The following is a 19,012-nucleotide window of genomic DNA, read 5'->3' on the forward strand; positions in this document are numbered from 1 at the left end:
CAATGACGACCGCACCTAGCCTTACGCGTAAAACTGAATATAGGTTTTGTACATTAGCCAAATGGCAAAAAAGACGATGATTACCCCGGCAATTTTGTTTAATTTCTTAAGTGCATCTTCCTTAATTCTGTAGCGGAGTTTGCTTGAGTAAAAGCTTTTAGCACCATCAATTGCCAATTGCGTAGACATGGCGATGAAAAAACACACTAACTTTTCGTTAAGCATATTATTCAGTTTTACTGAGATAATACCGCTAACAATTATCCAAAACATTAAGGTTGAGGGGGTAAGAATACACATAAAAAAACCCTTCAAAACATAACCGCGTTTGCTTACTTTTTGAAGGGTAGAATTATCGTAATGAATTGTAATTTTTGATACGAGGTAATATATACCGACTGCGAGTAAAAAAGCTCCGCCAATTGTGCCAATATATTTATCGAAGCTTTCTTTATATTCAAAAAACTGACTGCCAAACAGCACGATTGCAATTAGAATTATATCGCTAATTATAACACCAATAGCTAAAGAAAAACCTGCTTTAAAGCCCTTTTCGATACTGGTTTTAATCATTGCAAAAAATACCGGCCCTGTTAAAAACGATGAAATTATCCCTGCCCCTATACCTAACAATATGGCTTCAAACATGCATTGTGTTGTTTATGAATATGCGAATATGCAATTTAAAGCTTAACAAATCAACTTTAATTTTGTTACAGGTGCTTGTTCGGAAATAGCCTTTTTTTAATTTTTTTTTATTTAAGTTTAGCCCCACTAAAACTAAATTTAAAAAATGAGCAAAGAACAAGTACAAACGAAGTGGGGGCAGTTTATACCCTTAGTTACCGTTTTCTTTTTTTGGGGCTTCGTGGCCGCCAGTAACGATATTTTAATACCCGTTTTCAAAAAAGCTTTCGATTTATCGCAGGCAGAAAGTCAGTTGGTTTCGTTAGCATTTTACATTGCATATACAGTAGGCGCATTAATTTACAATGGAATTTCTGTTTTAATGAAACAGGATATTGTTAATAAGCTAGGTTACAAAAACTCTCTAGCTTTGGGCTTGGTTATTTCTGCAGTTGGAACTTTATTATTCTACCCTGCGGCAAATACAGGTTCATTTCCACTAATGCTTTCAGGTTTATTTATTGTTGCCCTGGGCTTTTCATTACAACAAACCGTTGCTAATCCGTTGGCAATTGCGTTAGGTCCAATTAATACAGGTTCGCAGCGTTTAACATTGGCTGGTGGTATTAATAACTTTGGTACTACTATTGGGCCACTTATTGTAAGTTTTGCAATTTTTGGTTCTGCTGCAAACGCAAGTTCTGATATTAGTATAGAAAGCGTAAAAGTTCCTTATCTTATTTTAGGTGTTGCTTTTATTGCGGTTGCAATTTTCTTAAAATTATCTTCATTACCAGATAGACCAGCTTTAGTAGAAGCAACCACTGAAGAAGTTGGTGCAAAAGGTTCTGCATTAAAGTACCCACAATTGGTTTTGGGTATGATTGCGATTTTTGTATATGTTGGTGTTGAGGTTTCTACAGCTAGTAACTTACCTGCCTACATGGAAAAAGATTTAGGCTTTGCGCTTCATGATATTGCTCCGTATATTTCACTTTATTGGGCAAGTATGATGATTGGTAGATGGACTGGTGCGGTTGAGGCTTTTACCGATAATGTAAGCACGCAAAAGATTTTAAGATTTATTGCGCCATATTTAGCTTTCGGGATTTTCCTTGCTGTTAATGCAATTGCCGACCATGACTTAGCTCCGTTTTATGTTTATGGATTGATTATTTTAGTGTTAATTATTGCTGATATGGCAAGTAAAGGTAATCCGGCAAGAATGTTACTTATTTTCTCTGCTATTGGAATTTTAGCTTTATTAATCGGAATGTTCACAACCGGAATGGTGAGTGTTTATGCGATAACAAGTGTAGGTTTATTTTGCAGTACATTATGGCCTTGTATTTTCACTCTAGCAGTTAGTGGTTTAGGTAAACATACCAGTCAGGGTAGTAGCTTCCTAATTATGATGATTATGGGTGGCGGTATTATAAGCTGGTTACAAGGTGCAGTTTCTGAATTTACAGGTATTCAATACAGCTATGTAGTTGGTATAATTTGTTTCGCTTATTTAGCTTTCTATGCTTGGAAAGTTAGCGGAATTTTAAGGTCGCAAGGAATTAGTTTTGATAAAAAACTTTCTGGCGGTCATTAGAATTTAATAAACTATTTTTGCAGCCACAGAAGCGTAAGCTTTTGTGGCTTTTTTAATTTTAAGCATGACTGAAAAACCAAGTTTCGATTCGATTTTTATGAATCTTGCTACTGAACTGGCAACGCGTTCGCATTGTGTGCGTGCACATGTAGGTGCAGTTTTAACTAAAGATACCCGTATAATTTCTATCGGCTATAATGGTCCGCCCGCTGGAACGCATAATTGTGATGAAGAATGGCCAGAACATGGTTGCGCAAGAGATAGTAAGGGAAGTTGCTCTTTAGCGCTGCATGCAGAAGAAAATGCAATTCTGTATGCTTCAAAAAATGGTTCGAAGATAGAAGGCTGTACTTTGTACACAACTTTATCTCCATGTATTGCTTGCGCCAGACTAATTCTTTCTTCGGGTATAAAACTTGTTTACTATTCAAAATCTTACGCAGCTTATAAGGGTTTACAAAGTGATGAAGGTGTAGATTTCTTAAGAAAATTTGGGGTAGAAGTGAAGTTGATGGAGTCGTAGGTTAATTGCTGAATTGTTTAATTGGTTACTAAATAATTGTTATGGTCTTCGACTACGCTCAGACTGACAATTGTGAAATGGAAATTGGTTAATTGGTCATTAATTAATTAGATAGTTGTTAAGGTCTTCGACAAGCTCAGACTGATTGTTATGACTTTTGCAAATTAGGCTGCTATATTATAATTGCTTTTATAAGGTTGTTGTGTTTTAATTACAGCTGCTATTCTTAGCGTTATTTTATTTCTCACTGCATTAAGTATACTCATGCTATGCTTACCTTCATCCTTTTTCCTTTGGTAGTAGTTCTTGAATTCCATATTATGTTGGATAACTGATAATGCGCATAGATGTAGTAGTTTTTTAAGGTCTTTGTTTGCCATCCTATGTACCCTGGTTTTACCTTTTACACTAATCCCGCTCGAGTGCTCGAACGGAGCGACTCCTGCATAGCATGCCAATTGCTTTCCACTTGGGTTGCTGGCAAAATTCGCTGTACAACCAATCAGGTAAACCGCGGTGACATGTCCGATCCCTGGTATACCGGTCAACAGGTTATAGTTTCGTTGAAAGGCGCTGTTTTCTTTAATAATTTTGCGGATTTGTTCTTCAATATTTTTAATCGATTTTGCTATTCCATCAATAGCAGATTTAAGTGCTTTCTCAATTAGTTTCTGATGTGATTTTTCATTTACATTACCTAGCTCTTTAATTGAAACGCTAAGTCCTGTAGCCTGCTTGAGTAATTTTGTTCTGGCAGATATGAAATCTTTTAAATGCAATAACTGTGGATCTAAGGCTTCTGTGGCCTTTAATGTATCAGATTCCTTAAAGGCATACTTGCATAAACGGACACTATCTATCTTATCATTCTTTCCTCTAGCTATCCCAAAACTCCATTTAATATGGGCTGCATTACCAATATGAATTGGTACGTGTTTGTTACTGCAGAATGACCAGATTAGCCGGTGATAGATCCCTGTATTTTCAATCACCACCAGAGTGTCTGGATTAAAGGTGACCTTATGAAATTTAAGCCATTTCTCAAATGTCTTTATCCCAGAAGCTGTATTCTCAAACCGTGCGCTTTGGATAGCTTGTTTTACATGACTGATAACAGTCATTAAAGAAGCATCAAAGTAGGGCTTTGATACATCAATCCCAATAAAGAAATTTGTATTAATCATATTATTTATTCTTTAAATTTGTAGCAACTACCTAAGTTTTACCCCATCGATCCAAGTCCTTAATAATGGGTAATGCCCTAATTGTTATCTGGTCACTAAGGGAAAATCGGTAGCGGATTATATCAGTCTATAGGTATCTAACCTTGACAACGCTTAATGAGCCGCTACCGATTTAGGTAACTTGTTAAATATAAATCAATTCAATCATTTTAGACCATTGCAAATCTAAAGGACAATTGTGAAATGAAAATTGGTTAATCGGTCATTAATTAATTAATTAATTAGATATTTGTTATGGTCTTCGACAATGCTCAGACTGACAATGGCAAAGTGAAATGGAAATTGGTTAATTGGTCATTGATTAATTAGATAGTTGTTATGGTCTTCGACAATGCTCAGACTGACAACGACCATATCAAACACTGGCAACTGAAAACAGATAACAGACAATTTGCTTATAAATAACGATAAAACAATTTAACAATTCCCTTTCTTTATCTATCTTTGCGGATGCAAGAAAAAATCATTATCGTCGATTTTGGTTCGCAATTTACACAACTCATTGCCCGTAGAGTTCGCGAATTAAATATTTACTGTGAAATATATCCATTTAATAATCTTCCAGATATTAATACACCTGATGTAAAAGGTGTTATCTTTTCTGGTAGTCCATATTCTGTTCGTCAGGAAGATGCGCCTCAGGTTGATTTAAATAACTTCCATAATAAATTTCCATTGTTAGCGGTTTGTTATGGCGCTCAATATATTGCTCAGAAATCTGGCGGCGACGTGCAGGCTTCATCTACAAGAGAATATGGTCGTGCAAATCTTAGTTTTGTAAATCAGGAGAACAAATTATTTAAAGGTATAAATATTGATTCTCAGGTTTGGATGAGCCATGGCGATACCATTACTCAAATGCCTGAAAATGCAGAACTAATTGCAAGTACAGAAAGCGTTAAAGTTGCAGCTTATCACATTAAAGATTCTGATACCTATGCAATTCAATTCCACCCGGAAGTAACGCACAGTATTGATGGTAAAGTTTTATTAGAAAATTTCCTTGTAGACATTTGCGGTTGCAGTCAGGATTGGACTTCAGCAGCATTTATTGATACAACCATCGCAGAATTAAAACAAACTTTAGGAAATGATAAAGTTGTTTTAGGTTTATCAGGTGGTGTTGATAGCAGTGTTGCTGCGGTTTTATTACATAAAGCTATTGGCGCAAACTTACATTGTATTTTTGTTGATAACGGTTTATTGCGTAAAGATGAATACAGCCAGGTGCTTGAGCAATATAAGCATATGGGTTTAAATATTAAAGGAATTGATGCTAAAGATCGTTTCTTAAGTCAACTTGCCGGATTAACTGATCCTGAATTAAAACGTAAAGCCATAGGTCGCGTTTTTATCGAAGTTTTTGATGATGCAGCACACGAAGTTAATGGCGTAAACTGGCTAGGTCAGGGAACAATTTATCCTGATGTAATTGAATCGATTTCTGTTAATGGTCCTTCGGCAACCATCAAATCACATCATAACGTTGGCGGTTTGCCAGATTTTATGAAATTGAAAGTGGTTGAACCTTTGAAAACATTATTTAAAGATGAGGTTCGCCGAGTAGGTAAAGCATTGGGTATTGATGATGTAATTCTTGGTCGCCATCCTTTCCCAGGGCCAGGCTTAGGTATTCGTATTTTGGGTGAAGTAACAGCAGAAAAAGTAGCGATATTGCAAGAGGCTGATGCAATTTACATGCATGAATTAAAAGCCGCCGGGTTATATGATAAAATCTGGCAAGCGGGTTCAATTTTCTTACCGGTGCAATCGGTAGGTGTAATGGGTGATGAACGTACTTATGAGAACGTAATTGCACTTCGTGCTGTAGAATCTGTTGATGGTATGACTGCCGATTGGTGTCATTTACCTTATCCGGTTTTAGCAAAAATCTCAAATGAGATTATCAATAAAGTTAAGGGAATTAACCGCGTTGTTTACGATATTAGTTCAAAACCACCTGCAACTATTGAGTGGGAATAATAATCGGTTACAGGTTGACTGTTATCGGATAAAGTAATTAACCGACTCGGTTTAAAATAAAAGATCCGAATAAAATAAAGCTTATGCTGGCAGATTTAAACCTTTGCCAGCATATTTTGTTAAAACAAGTATTATGATTTTAAAAAATAGGTATTGTTTCTTGATTCTTCTTACAGTGCTTTTGGCATCGTGTTCTCCCAAAATAAGAACAGTAAAAACCGAAACAGAAAAGAAGACTGAGCAAGAAAAAATACCGGAAAAAAAGACCATAAGAAAATTATCTACAGCTAACTTATCCTTACTACTTCCTTTTAATCTCGATAACGCTAAGTTAAAAGCAATGAGTAAGGCTGATGTAGAGAAGTATGCCATGCCCATCGATTTTTATCAGGGTTTCAAAATGGGATTAGATTCTATAGCATCCTCTGGTCTTAATTTTAATTTCGGGGTTTACGATACTCAAGATGATAATGCACACATTGGTTCGATATATAAAAATGAGCAGTTTAGAAAAAGTAATTTAATAATTGGTCCTGTTTTTCCGGAAGGATTAAAGTATATCACCAATTACTCGAAACTCAATAATGTTCCTGTTGTATCTCCTCTGGCTGCATCAGAACCATCAGATTTTAACAATCCAAACCTAATATCTATTGTAAATAATATTGATTTACACGCGAAGAAAATTGCAGCATACATTAGTAAAAATGCTAACGCTAATACGATTGTGGTTATCATCAATACTAAAAAAACAGAAGATGAGGCATTTGCAGCCCCAATTCGTGATTATTTAAAAAGTCAGGGCAGTAAACTAATTGTTCAGGAATATGCATCTGCCTTTAGCTTTGAAACGAAAATGATTAAAGGAAAGCAATATGCAGTTGTAATTGCATCTTATGATAGAGCTTTCGTGCTGCCAACGATTGAAAAATTGTACAAGCTTAAGAACTTACCTGCCGGAGGTTATGCGATTAACCTTTATGGGCATCCGATGTGGAGTAAACAAAATTATCCGACAGATAAATTGCAAAACCTAAATGCTGTAATTAGTTCTTCTTACAAAGTTGATTATAAAAACTCCAGTGTTATTAATTTCATCAAAAGATACAGAAGCAAATATGGATTTGAGCCTGGCGAATACGCATTTAAAGGTTTCGATGTAGCTTTCTTTTTTGGTAAATTACTGTCTAACTATGGCGAAGATTATCTTGAATTTTTAATTAAAGAAAAATATAAAGGCTTGCATAATAACTTCTCATTTATTCACGATGCACAATACGGTTATATTAATACAAACCTAATGTTGCTTCGATACAAAAATTTTGCTTTAGATATTGTTGAGTAAATTTAACTTAAAAACTGAATGCGAGTAGAACATCAAATTAAAGCCTTCGAACAAATTTTAGCAAGTTATGACGGTGCAATACCATTGCATCGATTTTTACCATCATACTTTAAACAGAATAAACAAATGGGTTCATCTGACAGGAGATGGGCTACAAGGCATTTATATAGTTTTTTTAGGTTGGGAAAAGCATTGCCAAATCTAAGTAATGAATTACGCTTGAGTATTTCTGATTTTCTTTGTCATGATACATTGAGTTTGATTGTGGAGAAAAACCTGCCAAATCTGGTTGATTTTATTTCCAGTAACCTTGATGAAAAGATTGCTTTAATCACAAAACAATTTCCTGAATTTGAAATTGCTAATGTTTATCCCTTTCAGGATGATTTATCTGAAAGTGTAGTTAAAGAGGAATTTAATAAGTCATTTTTTGTTCAGCCAGATTTATTTATTAGGGTAAAGGCTGAAGAATCTACCAGCATTGCTAAGCAACTTGAAGCACAAAACATCAACTTTGAAGTTATTTCTGATACGGCAATTGCCTTACCAAATGGTACTAAATTAGAAACAGTTCTTTCTGATGGAAAATATCAGGTTCAGGATTTGTCTTCTCAGCATACTGGTTCATTTTTTAAACCACAAAAGTGGGATAAATGGTGGGATTGTTGTGCGGCCTCTGGAGGAAAAACTTTGTTACTACATAGTTTGGAGCCTGTTTTGGAGTTATTGGTAACAGATTTAAGAGAAAGTATTTTAACTAACCTTGATGAGCGCTTTGCTCAGGCAGGAATAAGGAAATACCATAAAAAGGAACTCGATTTACTTAAAAATAATGATCAGATTTTGCATCATTATACTTTTGATGGAATAATTCTCGATGCACCTTGTACGGGTTCCGGTACCTGGGGAAGAACACCCGAAATGTTGAGTCATTTTGATGATAGAAAAATCAAGCAGTTTGCAACAATTCAAAAGGGGATTGTAAATAATATTGTTAAATATTTGAAGCCGGGGAAACCTCTTATCTACATTACTTGCTCCGCATTTGCTGCTGAAAACGAAGAAATTGTTAAGCATATTACCGATACTCTACCGCTGGAACTTGAGTCTATGGAATTGATTAAAGGCTACGAGAACAAAGCTGATACAATGTTTGTGGCAAGGTTAGTTAAGAAAAGTTAATAAATATTTGGGCAAAGGATTTTTAGACTGATAGCAGAGTTTCACCAGTATATTAAATATGCTCGAACCAAGTTTTCAGGTTCTTCTTAACATATTTTACAATCTCAACAACAATTGAAATTGCACCAATTATTAAAGTATATTCTTCAAAGCCGTTCATTATTTAGCCTTTCTATTTAGATAAATATAACGATTTTTTGTTACAATTTGTATTTATAGTCCGGTATTATTTCTAAATAATTTAATTGCAATTGCAAGAAGGATAACTCCAAAAGCCTTTCTTAATATGTTTAAGCCTGATTTTCCAAATAGCTTTTCTAAGCGATTGGTATTCTTCAATACAAAATAAACGAAGAGAATATTTAATAATATTCCTATTAATATATTTTGAGTTTGATACTCTGTTTTTAAGGATAGGAGGGTAGTCATGGTTCCTGCTCCTGCAATTAAAGGAAATGCAAGTGGTACAATAGAAACCGTTTCAGGTGCTTCTTCCTTAAAAATAGTTAGACCTAAAACCATTTCCATCGCAATAAAAAAGATTACAAAAGAGCCAGCAATTGCGAAAGATTCAACATCAAGTCCGATTACTTTTAGTAAGGATTCGCCAAGAAAAAGAAACAACACCATTAGTCCGGCGGCAACTAAAGAAGCCTTTTCTGATTGAATATGCCCGGCTTTACGGCGCAGTTCAATAATTACGGGTATAGAACCTAAAATATCAATTATGGCAAAAAGTACCATAGTTGTGGTTAAAATCTGATTCAGATCGAACTTTATAAAATCAAGTTTCATAAGGAGCAATTTTAGGCAAAGTTATGGCATTTTGGTACAAACCAATATGCTTTAAGATAATTATTAAAAATAGAATTGAGTTCGTAAAGTAAGTACGTTGTCTTTTCTATCATTCTGATAACCCGAAATTTGTGTTGATTCATTTTTAATCATGTCATAATAAAGCACTGCTTTAAAATGTGGATTAAAATGATGTAAAAAGCCAACGCCAAAAGTGTCAAATCTAACATCTGCAGCTGATAATCCTAGTGCTGAATTAACTTCCATACCCTTTACTTTTGAGTTCGGATCATAGTAATCATATTTCAAAATCAGCTGGTTATCGGTGCTATTTAAGGTTTGTACGAAGGTTACGTATGCTCCGTTAAAGTTTCTGGTGTAGTAAGGCAGCGCTTTTGCATTATTATCTACCGGATAAGAACCCGGAGTTGTGGAAGTTGTTGCAGTTCCGGTTTGTAATCCAGAAATAACTTCGGCTCTGAACTCTGATTTCCAACTTTCTGAAGTTGTAGCCAATTGTATATCCGCCCCATAATATCTTCTCGGAGCAACTGCATTTATTGTATTTGCTGATGAATCTTTAACCATCGTCCACAAATTATTAATGTTCTCCATTTTATAACTTACGGGTAAACGATGGTTTAAGCCGCCTTGTAAAGTGCTAATTCCACCAGCAACTGAAAGTGGAATTGCTTTTATAACATAAGGTTTGTGGCTTAATCTAAAAATAAAATCTTTGCTGTTATCAAATTCGGCTGGCCCAGCTAAACCCTGACCATTGTAAATCCCTAAATCTAGAACAAAGTTTTTAAGCGTTGCATCCTTCCATCTTGGATTTAAAGTAAAGGTTACGCCTAAATCACGTTCTGTTTTCATTAAAATTTGCGACATTCTACCACGTTCAGGCGCTTCGCGAACAGATGAAGATAACTGAAGTTCATTACCAAACGGCCGACCTGATAGTCCGAGGGTAATGTATAAAATTTTCCACTTATTTTCGTAATACCTGCCCCAAAAGTCGCGAATGGCAACGCCTTGCTCTGTTCCATCAAATTGAAGCACAAAATATGTTGATGGTGCACCTTCTTCCGTCAACATCATATAATCTGCTCTTAATCTTCCTCTTCTTAAACGAAAGCGATTGCTGGTGTTTTCTCCAAAATTTCCACCTTGGTATTCGGCCAAAGCGCCGTTTGAAGCTGCTACTTGGAATTGAGGTTGTAAGTATCCACTAAAAGAAAGTGAACCATATTTTTTTGATATGATTAATAAATGGTTTACAACGGTAGAGTCCATTACATCGTTAATTGTTCTTTGTGCAAATACTCCCGAAGAAAATATAAACACTATTGAAACAATAAGCAGATAGCGATTGCTGAACATTAAATGACGATTCATTGTAAGCTTTTTTGCAAAGGTATAGCAAAATAATCCCGAACGAAATTATTAGCTATAAAAAAGCCCCGCAATTTGCGAGGCTTAAAATATTATTTAAATTATAATTGTGGTTTAGGTGGGTCAGTTGGTTCTACAACTATTCCTTTGTTTCCTAAAACCGAATTTTTCTTTCCGTAGAAATAGTAAATGGCAATACCTAAGCCCATCCAAATCGCAAGTCTAATCCATGCTTCAATTGGTAATGATGACATTAGATATACACATACCACTACACCCATAATTGGTACAAATGGAACCAATGGAGTTCTGAAAGGACGAGGTCTATCTGGATCTGTTTTACGTAGTAACATTACACCAATACAAACTAATGAGAAGGCGAATAATGTACCGATTGATACCATGTGACCTAAATCTGTAACCGGAACAAAACCTGCGAAAATACTCACAAATACCATGAAAAATAAGTTAGTTTTAAATGGTGTTCTGAATTTAGAATGTATGCTGCTAAAGAATTTTGGTAATAAACCATCTTTAGACATTGTATAGAATACACGAGATTGACCCATTAACATTACCAAAATTACCGAGGTATAACCGGCAAGAATAGCAATGATTAAGCCCATTTGTAACCATCCGTAGCCAGTAACTTTAAATGCTGTAGCAGCAGGAGAAGCATCACCTTTAAATACTGAGAATGGCACTAAACCTGTCATAACGTGTGCGAACAAAACATAAAGAATTGTACAAACTACTAATGAACCTAAGATACCAATAGGCATACCTTTTTGTGGGTTTTTAGCTTCCTGAGCTGCAGTAGAAACTGCATCGAATCCGATAAAAGCAAAGAATACTAGTGCTGCACCAGCTGCAATTCCTGAAATACCAAACTCACCTTTAACACCTGTGTTCTCAGGAATATAAGGTGTATGATTAGCAGGATTGATAAACTTCCAACCTAATGCAATAAATATGATTACTACAGCAACTTTAACGATAACTAAGATGTTGTTAAGGCTTGCAGATTCTTTCGTGCCTCTAATTAACATTAATGATAATAGTGAAACGATAACTACTGCCGGAAGATTAATACCCCCGCCATCTACTTCAGCAAATGATTTTGTTAAGGAGAGTGGCATTTCCATACCAAACTCATGCAATAATTTATTGAAATAACCGGACCATGAAACACCTACTGTGGCTGCACCAAGCGCATATTCCAAAACTAAATCCCATCCGATAACCCAGGCCATAAACTCACCCATGGTTGCATAAGAATAAGTATAAGCACTACCAGCAACAGGAATCATTGATGCAAATTCTGCATAACATAAGCCTGCAAATGCACAACCTACGGCTGCTAATACGAAAGATAAAGTTACTGCGGGACCAGCATGATCTGCAGCAGCAATGCCTGTTAAAGAGAATAAACCTGCCCCAATAATAGCTCCGATACCGAGCGCAACAAGACTCGTACTGCTCAGTGTACGTTTGAGTGTGCCCTCACCACTTTCAGCAGATTCTGCTATAAGCACATCAATAGGCTTTTTTAGATTCATAATTTGTTTAGTATTTTGTTTGTTGATTTATGATAATAAGCGGTAAACCTAAATAAAAATTACCAAAAAGTAAAAGGGATTTTGTTAAAAACCCCTTTTGATTGTTATTATATCTGTGATTTTACAACTAACGACTTAAAGTATCCGTTGTATTTACCAAAGTATCGGTAATTGTGTTGCCCGAAGCATCAGTTTTTTGCTCAATTCTGATTTCTTTACTAACTTCTAGCTTATGTGATGTATTTCCTGCCTTAACTGCAATATATGGTGCAATTACCAGTGAAACTATCGACATTAATTTAATCAAAATGTTCATTGATGGACCTGAAGTATCTTTAAAAGGATCTCCAACGGTATCTCCGGTTACAGAAGCTTTATGTGGCTCTGATTTTTTATAATGCATTTCGCCATTAATCATTACACCTTGCTCGAAAGATTTTTTAGCATTATCCCATGCACCACCAGCATTACTTTGAAAAATCCCCATTAACACACCTGTTACCGTAACACCTGCTAATAATCCTCCTAGAACTTCAGGGCCAAATGTAAAACCAATAATTACTGGTGTGATAAGTGCAATAGCTCCCGGCATCATCATTTCACGAATTGATGCTTTTGTAGAAATGGCTACACATTTTTCGTATTCTGGTTTTGCCTTGTATTCCATAATACCAGGGATTTCACGAAATTGGCGACGAACTTCCTGTACCATATCCATTGCAGCTTTACCAACCGCCTGAATACAAAGTGCAGAAAAAATAAATGGAATCATTCCGCCAACAAATAAGCCTGCTAAAACGGGTGCTTTATAAATATCTATCGCGGTAATGCCTGCAATACCAACAAATGCTGCAAAAAGCGCTAATGAAGTTAAAGCTGCAGATGCAATTGCAAATCCTTTTCCTGTTGCTGCGGTAGTGTTACCAACTGCATCCAGGTTATCGGTACGCTCACGAACTTCTGGAGGCAACTGGCTCATTTCAGCAATACCTCCAGCGTTATCTGCAATCGGACCAAAAGCGTCAATTGCCAATTGCATAGCTGTTGTTGCCATCATACCCGCTGCGGCAATCGCTACGCCATATAAACCTGCAAAATGATAAGAAAGCATAATACCACCTGCTAAAACCAGAATCGGAATTACTGTAGATTTCATTCCAACAGATAAACCTGCAATAATATTAGTTGCATGCCCTGTAGAAGATTGTTGAATAATAGAATTAACCGGACCTTTGCCCATTGCTGTAAAATATTCGGTTACAACACTCATAATGGTGCCAACAACTAAGCCAACAATTATTGCATAAAATACATTTATGCTAGAAAATTCGTAACCACGTAAATTCAACGTTTCCGGAAGCATCCACTTAACAATAAAAAATGAAGCAACTGCTGTGATTAGTATAGATGACCAATTTCCTAAGTTTAAAGCATTCTGAACATTTGATTTTTCATCTTTTATGGTTACAAACCATGTACCGATGATTGAAAAAATAATGCCTAAACCACAAATTACCATTGGTAAAAGGATAGGCGACATGCCGCCAAAATTATCGGTTACCGTAATTTCCTGTCCTAAAACCATTGTTGCTAATATTGTTGCTACGTACGATCCGAATAAATCTGCACCCATTCCGGCCACATCGCCAACATTATCACCAACGTTATCTGCAATTGTTGCAGGGTTACGAACATCATCCTCTGGAATACCTGCTTCTACTTTACCCACTAAATCTGCACCAACATCGGCTGCTTTAGTATATATACCACCACCAACACGAGCAAATAGCGCTATAGATTCTGCTCCTAAAGAGAAGCCGGTTAAAACCTCGATAGCTGTTCTCATTTCAGTGCTGTTGGCACTTACAACATTAAAATATTTTAAGAATATGATAAACAATCCACCTAAACCTAAAACAGCAAGTCCGGCAACACCTAAGCCCATTACCGTACCTCCGGTAAATGATACTTTTAAAGCTTGTTTTAAACTCGTTCTTGCTGCCTGTGTGGTTCTAACGTTAGCTTTAGTGGCGGCTTTCATTCCTATATATCCTGCAAATGCAGAAAAAACTGCACCAATAATAAATGAAATAGATATTATCCAGCTAGAGTGTAAGGCTACGCCATTAATTTCGGTAATGCTTCCAGAGTAGGCTAATAATGCGGCAGTAAAAACTGCAAAAATACTAAGCACCTTCCATTCGGCTTTTAAGAAAGCCATAGCCCCATCGGCAATATAGCCGGCAAGTTCCTGCATGTTTTTGTCGCCTGCATCTTGCTTGCTTATCCAGGCGCTTTTAATCATCATAACAATTATCCCAATAAGCCCAAGAGCCGGGATGCTGTAAATAAGGTTCTCTTGTAAAAAATTCATAGTTTAATATTTGGTTATTGATTTAGTTGCGTAATTTTTAAAGTTTCTAATTATTGCCCTTTGATTAGAAACCTTAATATTATACTTTCATTTGGTTATTATTTAGCAAGTTAATAAATATTTTTTCTTATGATTAATATTTTAACAACGATGAAGAATAATATTTTATCAAGCAAAATAATACATGCCAAGGCTGCGTGAATTGTTTTTTTTAAATAAATTAGCCACAAACTAAACTTAACTATGGAAAAAGAAACTGAAGACCATTCGTTTAAAAGGGCGCTTGGACTTTTTGATGGAACCATGCTTGTTGTGGGCTCAATGATTGGCTCGGGTATTTTTATTGTAAGTGCCGATATTACCCGACAAGTTGGTTCTGCCGGATGGCTGATATTAATCTGGGCTTTAACAGCAGTTGTAACCATAATTGCAGCGGTAAGCTATGGCGAACTGAGTGCAATGTTTCCAAAAGCTGGTGGCCAATATGTTTATTTAAAAGAAGCTTATAATAAGTTAATCGCATTTTTATACGGCTGGAGTTTTTTTGCGGTAATTCAAACCGGCACAATTGCGGCTGTTGGTGTGGCCTTTTCCAAGTTCGCAGCTTACTTATATTCACCTTTAAGCGATAAAAATATTTTGTATGATGGTGGTAGCTTTAAACTCAATGCTGCACAACTGGTATCCATCGCAACCATTATTTTGCTAACCTATATTAATAGCAAAGGTGTTAAGGACAGTAAGATTCTTCAAACCATTTTAACAATTATTAAAATCCTTTCTCTTTTTGGATTAATCATTTTTGGTTTTTCTTTAGCTGCTAATGCAGAAATTTGGAATGCAAACTGGGCAGATGCATGGACAACCAGAAATTTTGATCCTAAAGCTGGTGTTTGGACAGAAGTTGCAGGCAAAGCACTATTATCCGGAATTGCTGCTGCAATGGTTGGTTCGCTATTTAGCAGCGATGCATGGAATGGTGTAACTTTTATAGCAGGAGAAATCAAAAACCCAGAACGAAATGTAGGCTTAAGCTTATTCTTAGGAACATTTATAGTGAGTATAATTTATATCCTAGCCAATTTAATGTACTTGGCGGTATTGCCTTTAGATGGAATTGCAACTGCGGTAGATGATCGTGTTGCCGTTGCTGCAGCACAACCTATATTTGGCAGTATTGGTACATATATTATCGCAATTATGATTATGATATCAACTTTTGCTTGTAATAACGGCTTAATTATGGCTGGAGCAAGGGTATATTACACAATGGCTAAAGATGGTTTGTTTTTCAAAAAAGCAGCCGTATTAAATAAAGCAAGCGTACCAAGTTGGGCGCTTTGGGCACAATGCGTTTGGGCTTCGGCATTGTGTTTAACTGGTAAATATGGCGATTTGCTAGATTTTGTAATCATTATCGTAATGATTTTTTACATCTTAACCATACTTGGTATTTTCATCCTTCGTGCTAAAATGCCTGATGCTGAAAGACCATATAAAGCATTTGGTTATCCCATTTTGCCAGCATTTTACATTGTTGTTGCTATTGCAATTTGTATTGGCTTGTTGGTTTTTAAAACCAGTACTTGCGGTTGGGGCGTAGCGATTATGTTAACAGGTATACCTATTTATTACTTAACGAAGCCTAAGGATTAGCAAGGTTTTAAATTTCGTAATTCATAATAATTAACTCGTAGGTTTTAAAGGCTACGAGTTTTTTTATGCAAAATATGTTTTAATTGTTGGTTGTACATAATAAAAAAACTAATTACATTTAGTCGTATAATGTAAAGACGTATAAGTAACTAAATGATACGTTATTTTGTGCATTACTCCTACAAACAAATTAGTAAGGTTGAAATTTTAGCTAGGTTTTATTGTATAAATGATTGATAAATTAGATGAGCAAGCGTTATTCCTAAAAATTTCAGAAGGAGATGAGTATTCATTTTCATTGTTTTTTAATGAGCATATCTCTCGTTTAGAATCATTTGTAATGCGCTACACTAAATCTGTTGAGTCTACACAAGAAGTAATTCAGAATTCATTTATCAGATTATGGCTTAATAGAGATAAACTCTCAACTATTGATAATCCAAAAGCCTATTTGTATAAATTCGTTACAAATGAATGCTTAAGTTACTTAAGGAAGTCGCTAAGAAATCAACAAGTTTTGGCTGATTTTGGAACAACTCAAGAGGATAGTACTAATCAGGTTCTTGAAAGTATATATGTTAGTGATATAAGGAAAATTATATCATCGGTTATTTTACGTATGCCTAGCAAAAGGAGACAGATATACGAGTTAAGTAGAGTTCAGGGAAAAAGTATTCCTGAAATAGCACTAGCATTGGGTCTGTCGCCTAATACAGTAAAAAATACATTAGTTACGGCCCTAAAAAATATTAAAGATGCTTTGAAAGATCACGGAATATCTATTAATATTTTAATTTTGATTGGCGTTCTTTAAAGAACATTAAACGCCTTTTTTTCTTTTTCCCCCTATAAAGAAAAAAAAATCACATCCCATTAGTCCTTATTTGTTTTTCGTGCTTCTTCTATATGTTGCAGGGAAGAGTATTGTAAACTCAAATTTGCGAAAACAGTATGTAAATATTAACTAATGGATATTACACCTATTGATATTCTCTTAAAAAAATTCGAAGACCAAACGCTTACGAAAGAAGAAAGTATGCGGTTATGGCAAATGTTGGAGCAAAATCCTAATTCAGTAGAAACCGTAATATTCAAAAGAAGTCTTTTACATCAGCATACTAATGCTGAATTATCCAATATCGATTGGAACAAGACGCTAGAAACTATTCTTAATGTTGATAAGCCGGTTGCCATGTCAGTTAAACGGCCAAAAATTTGGCTTCGTTGGGCTGTTGCAGCAGGATTATTGATTGCAGCCGCTCGATGAAATATTGGCTTTTCATAAAGCGAAGAAAATAGTGGTTGGGCATACGATTTTGAAGGATAATATCCGCTTCCATTATCAAGGGAAAGTATTAGCCATTGATGTAAACCAACACAAAGGCGACCACCAAGCGGTTTTTTACAAAGATAACAAATGGTATAAATTGAATTTAACCGGCGATAGGACTTTATTTCAATAAATGAATCATTAATAGTTTGAGTGATTGCAATTGTATAATAAATTAACCTTCTCTAATGAGTTAACGTTCTCACAGATACAAACCCTAAAGAATTCTTTAGGGTTTGTTGGGTTAATGGCATAATGTTTTTTCATGTTTATTATGGTTGATGTGTAATCTTAAGCCTCAAATCGTTATACTTAAATGTATTTGTGTATTTTTGCAGAAATGGGAACACAGGTAGATTTAGGTATTAAAGGATATAAAAATTACGGTACACACTTACGTGAAAAGTATAACGGAGAGCGGGTGTTTAAGGTAATTGTTGATGGTGGTTTTACTTGTCCGAACCGAGATGGGAGCAAAGGTTACGGTGGTTGTACCTATTGTAATGTAGATTCTTTTACACCTGAACCATCCAGGAAAAATCCTGCAATAAAAGACCAGCTTGCTGAAGGTATGGCAAGGGCGAAAAACTCTTACCGTGCCGATAAATTTATTGTTTACTTCCAACCAAATACCAATACATATGCTCCGGTACATTATTTAAAGATGATGTATGATGAAGCACTTTCTATTAATACAGAAGATATTGTTGGTTTTGCAGTTGGCACACGCCCGGATTGTATTGATGCCGAAAAGGTTGCTTTACTAGAAAGTTATACAGATAGGTTTGATGTTGATTTGGAAATGGGTATGGAATCTATTTACGATGAAACATTAGAGCAAATAAACAGAGGATGCAGTCACGGTGAGTTTGTTGAGGCTGTAAAATTGCTTGAAAACTCTAAGCTGGATTTATGTGTGCATACAATTTTTGGTTTTCCGTGGGAAACAAGAGAAATGATGAAAGGCTATATTCATGAAATAAATCGCTTTCCACAGATAAAGTTCGTGAAATTTCATCATTTGCATATAGTTGAAGGCTCTATCATGGGTGTTAAATATAAAAAACAACCATTCAAGTTGTTTACACTTGAAGAATATACTGATTTGCTTTGTGAATTGATTCCGATGCTTAGACCAGATATTGTAATTCAAAGACTTTTCGGTATTTCTGATTGGGATTTATTAATTGCACCGAATTGGGGCTTAAATAAATCAGCAATTCAAACTTATATGGATAAAGAGTTAGAAAAAAGAGGAATTGTTCAAGGTTCTGAATATTTAGCTTAAAATTTAAAAATTACTTAATTTTTTGATGTAAGTCTGCAAAATTTGCAGGCTTTTTTGTTTTTAATCAATTTTAAATGCTAATTTTTTATAAAATCCTGTTAAAATCCTACA

At 35.4% G+C, this 19,012-nt stretch carries 17 protein-coding genes; 10 read left to right on the forward strand and 7 right to left on the reverse strand.

Features of this window, described 5'->3' with window-relative positions:
• Nucleotides 1–21 precede the first annotated feature (21 nt).
• The gene (locus ACO05K_RS01490; protein ID WP_421942701.1) at nucleotides 22–648 is read right to left on the reverse strand and encodes a LysE family translocator; all 627 of its coding nucleotides are present in this window, start codon (nucleotides 646–648) and stop codon (nucleotides 22–24) included.
• A 145-nt stretch (nucleotides 649–793) separates the two neighbouring features.
• On the opposite strand from ACO05K_RS01490, the gene ACO05K_RS01495 reads away from it, so the two are divergent.
• Together ACO05K_RS01495 and ACO05K_RS01500 are read left to right on the forward strand one after the other, a co-directional pair.
• Nucleotides 794–2,227: an MFS transporter gene (locus tag ACO05K_RS01495; protein ID WP_421942702.1), complete on the forward strand. Its 1,434-nt coding sequence runs from the start codon at nucleotides 794–796 to the stop codon at nucleotides 2,225–2,227.
• Nucleotides 2,228–2,291: 64 nt separating this feature from the next.
• Nucleotides 2,292–2,750 carry a deoxycytidylate deaminase gene (locus ACO05K_RS01500; RefSeq protein WP_421942703.1) on the forward strand — a complete coding sequence of 153 codons (459 nt, stop codon included), beginning with the start codon at nucleotides 2,292–2,294 and terminating at the stop codon, nucleotides 2,748–2,750.
• A gap of 164 nt (nucleotides 2,751–2,914) precedes the next feature.
• Here ACO05K_RS01500 and ACO05K_RS01505 read toward each other — a convergent pair whose 3' ends face one another.
• Nucleotides 2,915–3,934, reverse strand: a complete 1,020-nt coding sequence (locus ACO05K_RS01505; protein ID WP_421942443.1) for an IS110 family transposase — start codon at nucleotides 3,932–3,934, stop codon at nucleotides 2,915–2,917.
• A 510-nt stretch (nucleotides 3,935–4,444) separates the two neighbouring features.
• Between ACO05K_RS01505 and guaA the strand changes: the two genes are divergently transcribed.
• Nucleotides 4,445–5,977: a glutamine-hydrolyzing GMP synthase gene (gene guaA, locus ACO05K_RS01510; RefSeq protein ID WP_421942704.1), complete on the forward strand. Its 1,533-nt coding sequence runs from the start codon at nucleotides 4,445–4,447 to the stop codon at nucleotides 5,975–5,977.
• 81 nt (nucleotides 5,978–6,058) lie between these two features.
• Here guaA and ACO05K_RS01515 read toward each other — a convergent pair whose 3' ends face one another.
• Nucleotides 6,059–6,349: a hypothetical protein gene (locus tag ACO05K_RS01515; protein WP_421942705.1), complete on the reverse strand. Its 291-nt coding sequence runs from the start codon at nucleotides 6,347–6,349 to the stop codon at nucleotides 6,059–6,061.
• Between ACO05K_RS01515 and ACO05K_RS01520 the strand changes: the two genes are divergently transcribed.
• Together ACO05K_RS01520 and ACO05K_RS01525 are read left to right on the forward strand one after the other, a co-directional pair.
• A complete protein-coding gene (locus ACO05K_RS01520) occupies nucleotides 6,318–7,322 on the forward strand; it encodes an ABC transporter substrate-binding protein (RefSeq protein WP_421942706.1) in 1,005 nt (334 codons plus the stop codon). The genes ACO05K_RS01515 and ACO05K_RS01520 overlap by 32 nt on opposite strands.
• An 18-nt stretch (nucleotides 7,323–7,340) precedes the next feature.
• On the forward strand, nucleotides 7,341–8,504 hold the full coding sequence (locus ACO05K_RS01525; protein WP_421942707.1) for an RsmB/NOP family class I SAM-dependent RNA methyltransferase: 1,164 nt from the start codon (nucleotides 7,341–7,343) through the stop codon (nucleotides 8,502–8,504).
• 213 nt (nucleotides 8,505–8,717) lie between these two features.
• Here ACO05K_RS01525 and ACO05K_RS01530 read toward each other — a convergent pair whose 3' ends face one another.
• The 4 genes from ACO05K_RS01530 to ACO05K_RS01545 all read right to left on the reverse strand — a co-directional run bounded on the left by ACO05K_RS01530 (nucleotide 8,718) and on the right by ACO05K_RS01545 (nucleotide 14,627).
• Entirely contained in the window at nucleotides 8,718–9,299 is a 582-nt protein-coding gene (locus ACO05K_RS01530) for a MarC family protein (protein ID WP_421942708.1), read from the reverse strand.
• Between the two features lie 63 nt (nucleotides 9,300–9,362).
• Nucleotides 9,363–10,697 carry a porin gene (locus ACO05K_RS01535; protein WP_421942709.1) on the reverse strand — a complete coding sequence of 445 codons (1,335 nt, stop codon included), beginning with the start codon at nucleotides 10,695–10,697 and terminating at the stop codon, nucleotides 9,363–9,365.
• 98 nt (nucleotides 10,698–10,795) lie between these two features.
• The gene (locus ACO05K_RS01540) at nucleotides 10,796–12,253 is read right to left on the reverse strand and encodes an amino acid permease (protein WP_421942710.1); all 1,458 of its coding nucleotides are present in this window, start codon (nucleotides 12,251–12,253) and stop codon (nucleotides 10,796–10,798) included.
• A gap of 127 nt (nucleotides 12,254–12,380) precedes the next feature.
• Nucleotides 12,381–14,627, reverse strand: a complete 2,247-nt coding sequence (locus ACO05K_RS01545) for a sodium-translocating pyrophosphatase (RefSeq protein WP_421942711.1) — start codon at nucleotides 14,625–14,627, stop codon at nucleotides 12,381–12,383.
• Between the two features lie 243 nt (nucleotides 14,628–14,870).
• Between ACO05K_RS01545 and ACO05K_RS01550 the strand changes: the two genes are divergently transcribed.
• From ACO05K_RS01550 to ACO05K_RS01570, 5 genes are all read left to right on the forward strand, one after another.
• A complete protein-coding gene (locus ACO05K_RS01550) occupies nucleotides 14,871–16,283 on the forward strand; it encodes an APC family permease (protein ID WP_421942712.1) in 1,413 nt (470 codons plus the stop codon).
• 229 nt (nucleotides 16,284–16,512) lie between these two features.
• Entirely contained in the window at nucleotides 16,513–17,097 is a 585-nt protein-coding gene (locus ACO05K_RS01555; protein ID WP_421942713.1) for an RNA polymerase sigma factor, read from the forward strand.
• A gap of 153 nt (nucleotides 17,098–17,250) precedes the next feature.
• Nucleotides 17,251–17,550, forward strand: coding sequence for a hypothetical protein (locus ACO05K_RS01560; RefSeq protein WP_421942714.1), 300 nt, complete (start codon nucleotides 17,251–17,253; stop codon nucleotides 17,548–17,550).
• A 4-nt stretch (nucleotides 17,551–17,554) separates the two neighbouring features.
• Entirely contained in the window at nucleotides 17,555–17,746 is a 192-nt protein-coding gene (locus tag ACO05K_RS01565; protein ID WP_421942715.1) for a hypothetical protein, read from the forward strand.
• Between the two features lie 207 nt (nucleotides 17,747–17,953).
• Nucleotides 17,954–18,901, forward strand: a complete 948-nt coding sequence (locus ACO05K_RS01570) for a TIGR01212 family radical SAM protein (RefSeq protein WP_421946266.1) — start codon at nucleotides 17,954–17,956, stop codon at nucleotides 18,899–18,901.
• The last annotated feature ends 111 nt before the right edge of the window (nucleotides 18,902–19,012 follow it).

This window comes from Pedobacter sp. (assembly GCF_965227205.1).
Lineage (GTDB): Bacteria > Bacteroidota > Bacteroidia > Sphingobacteriales > Sphingobacteriaceae > Pedobacter.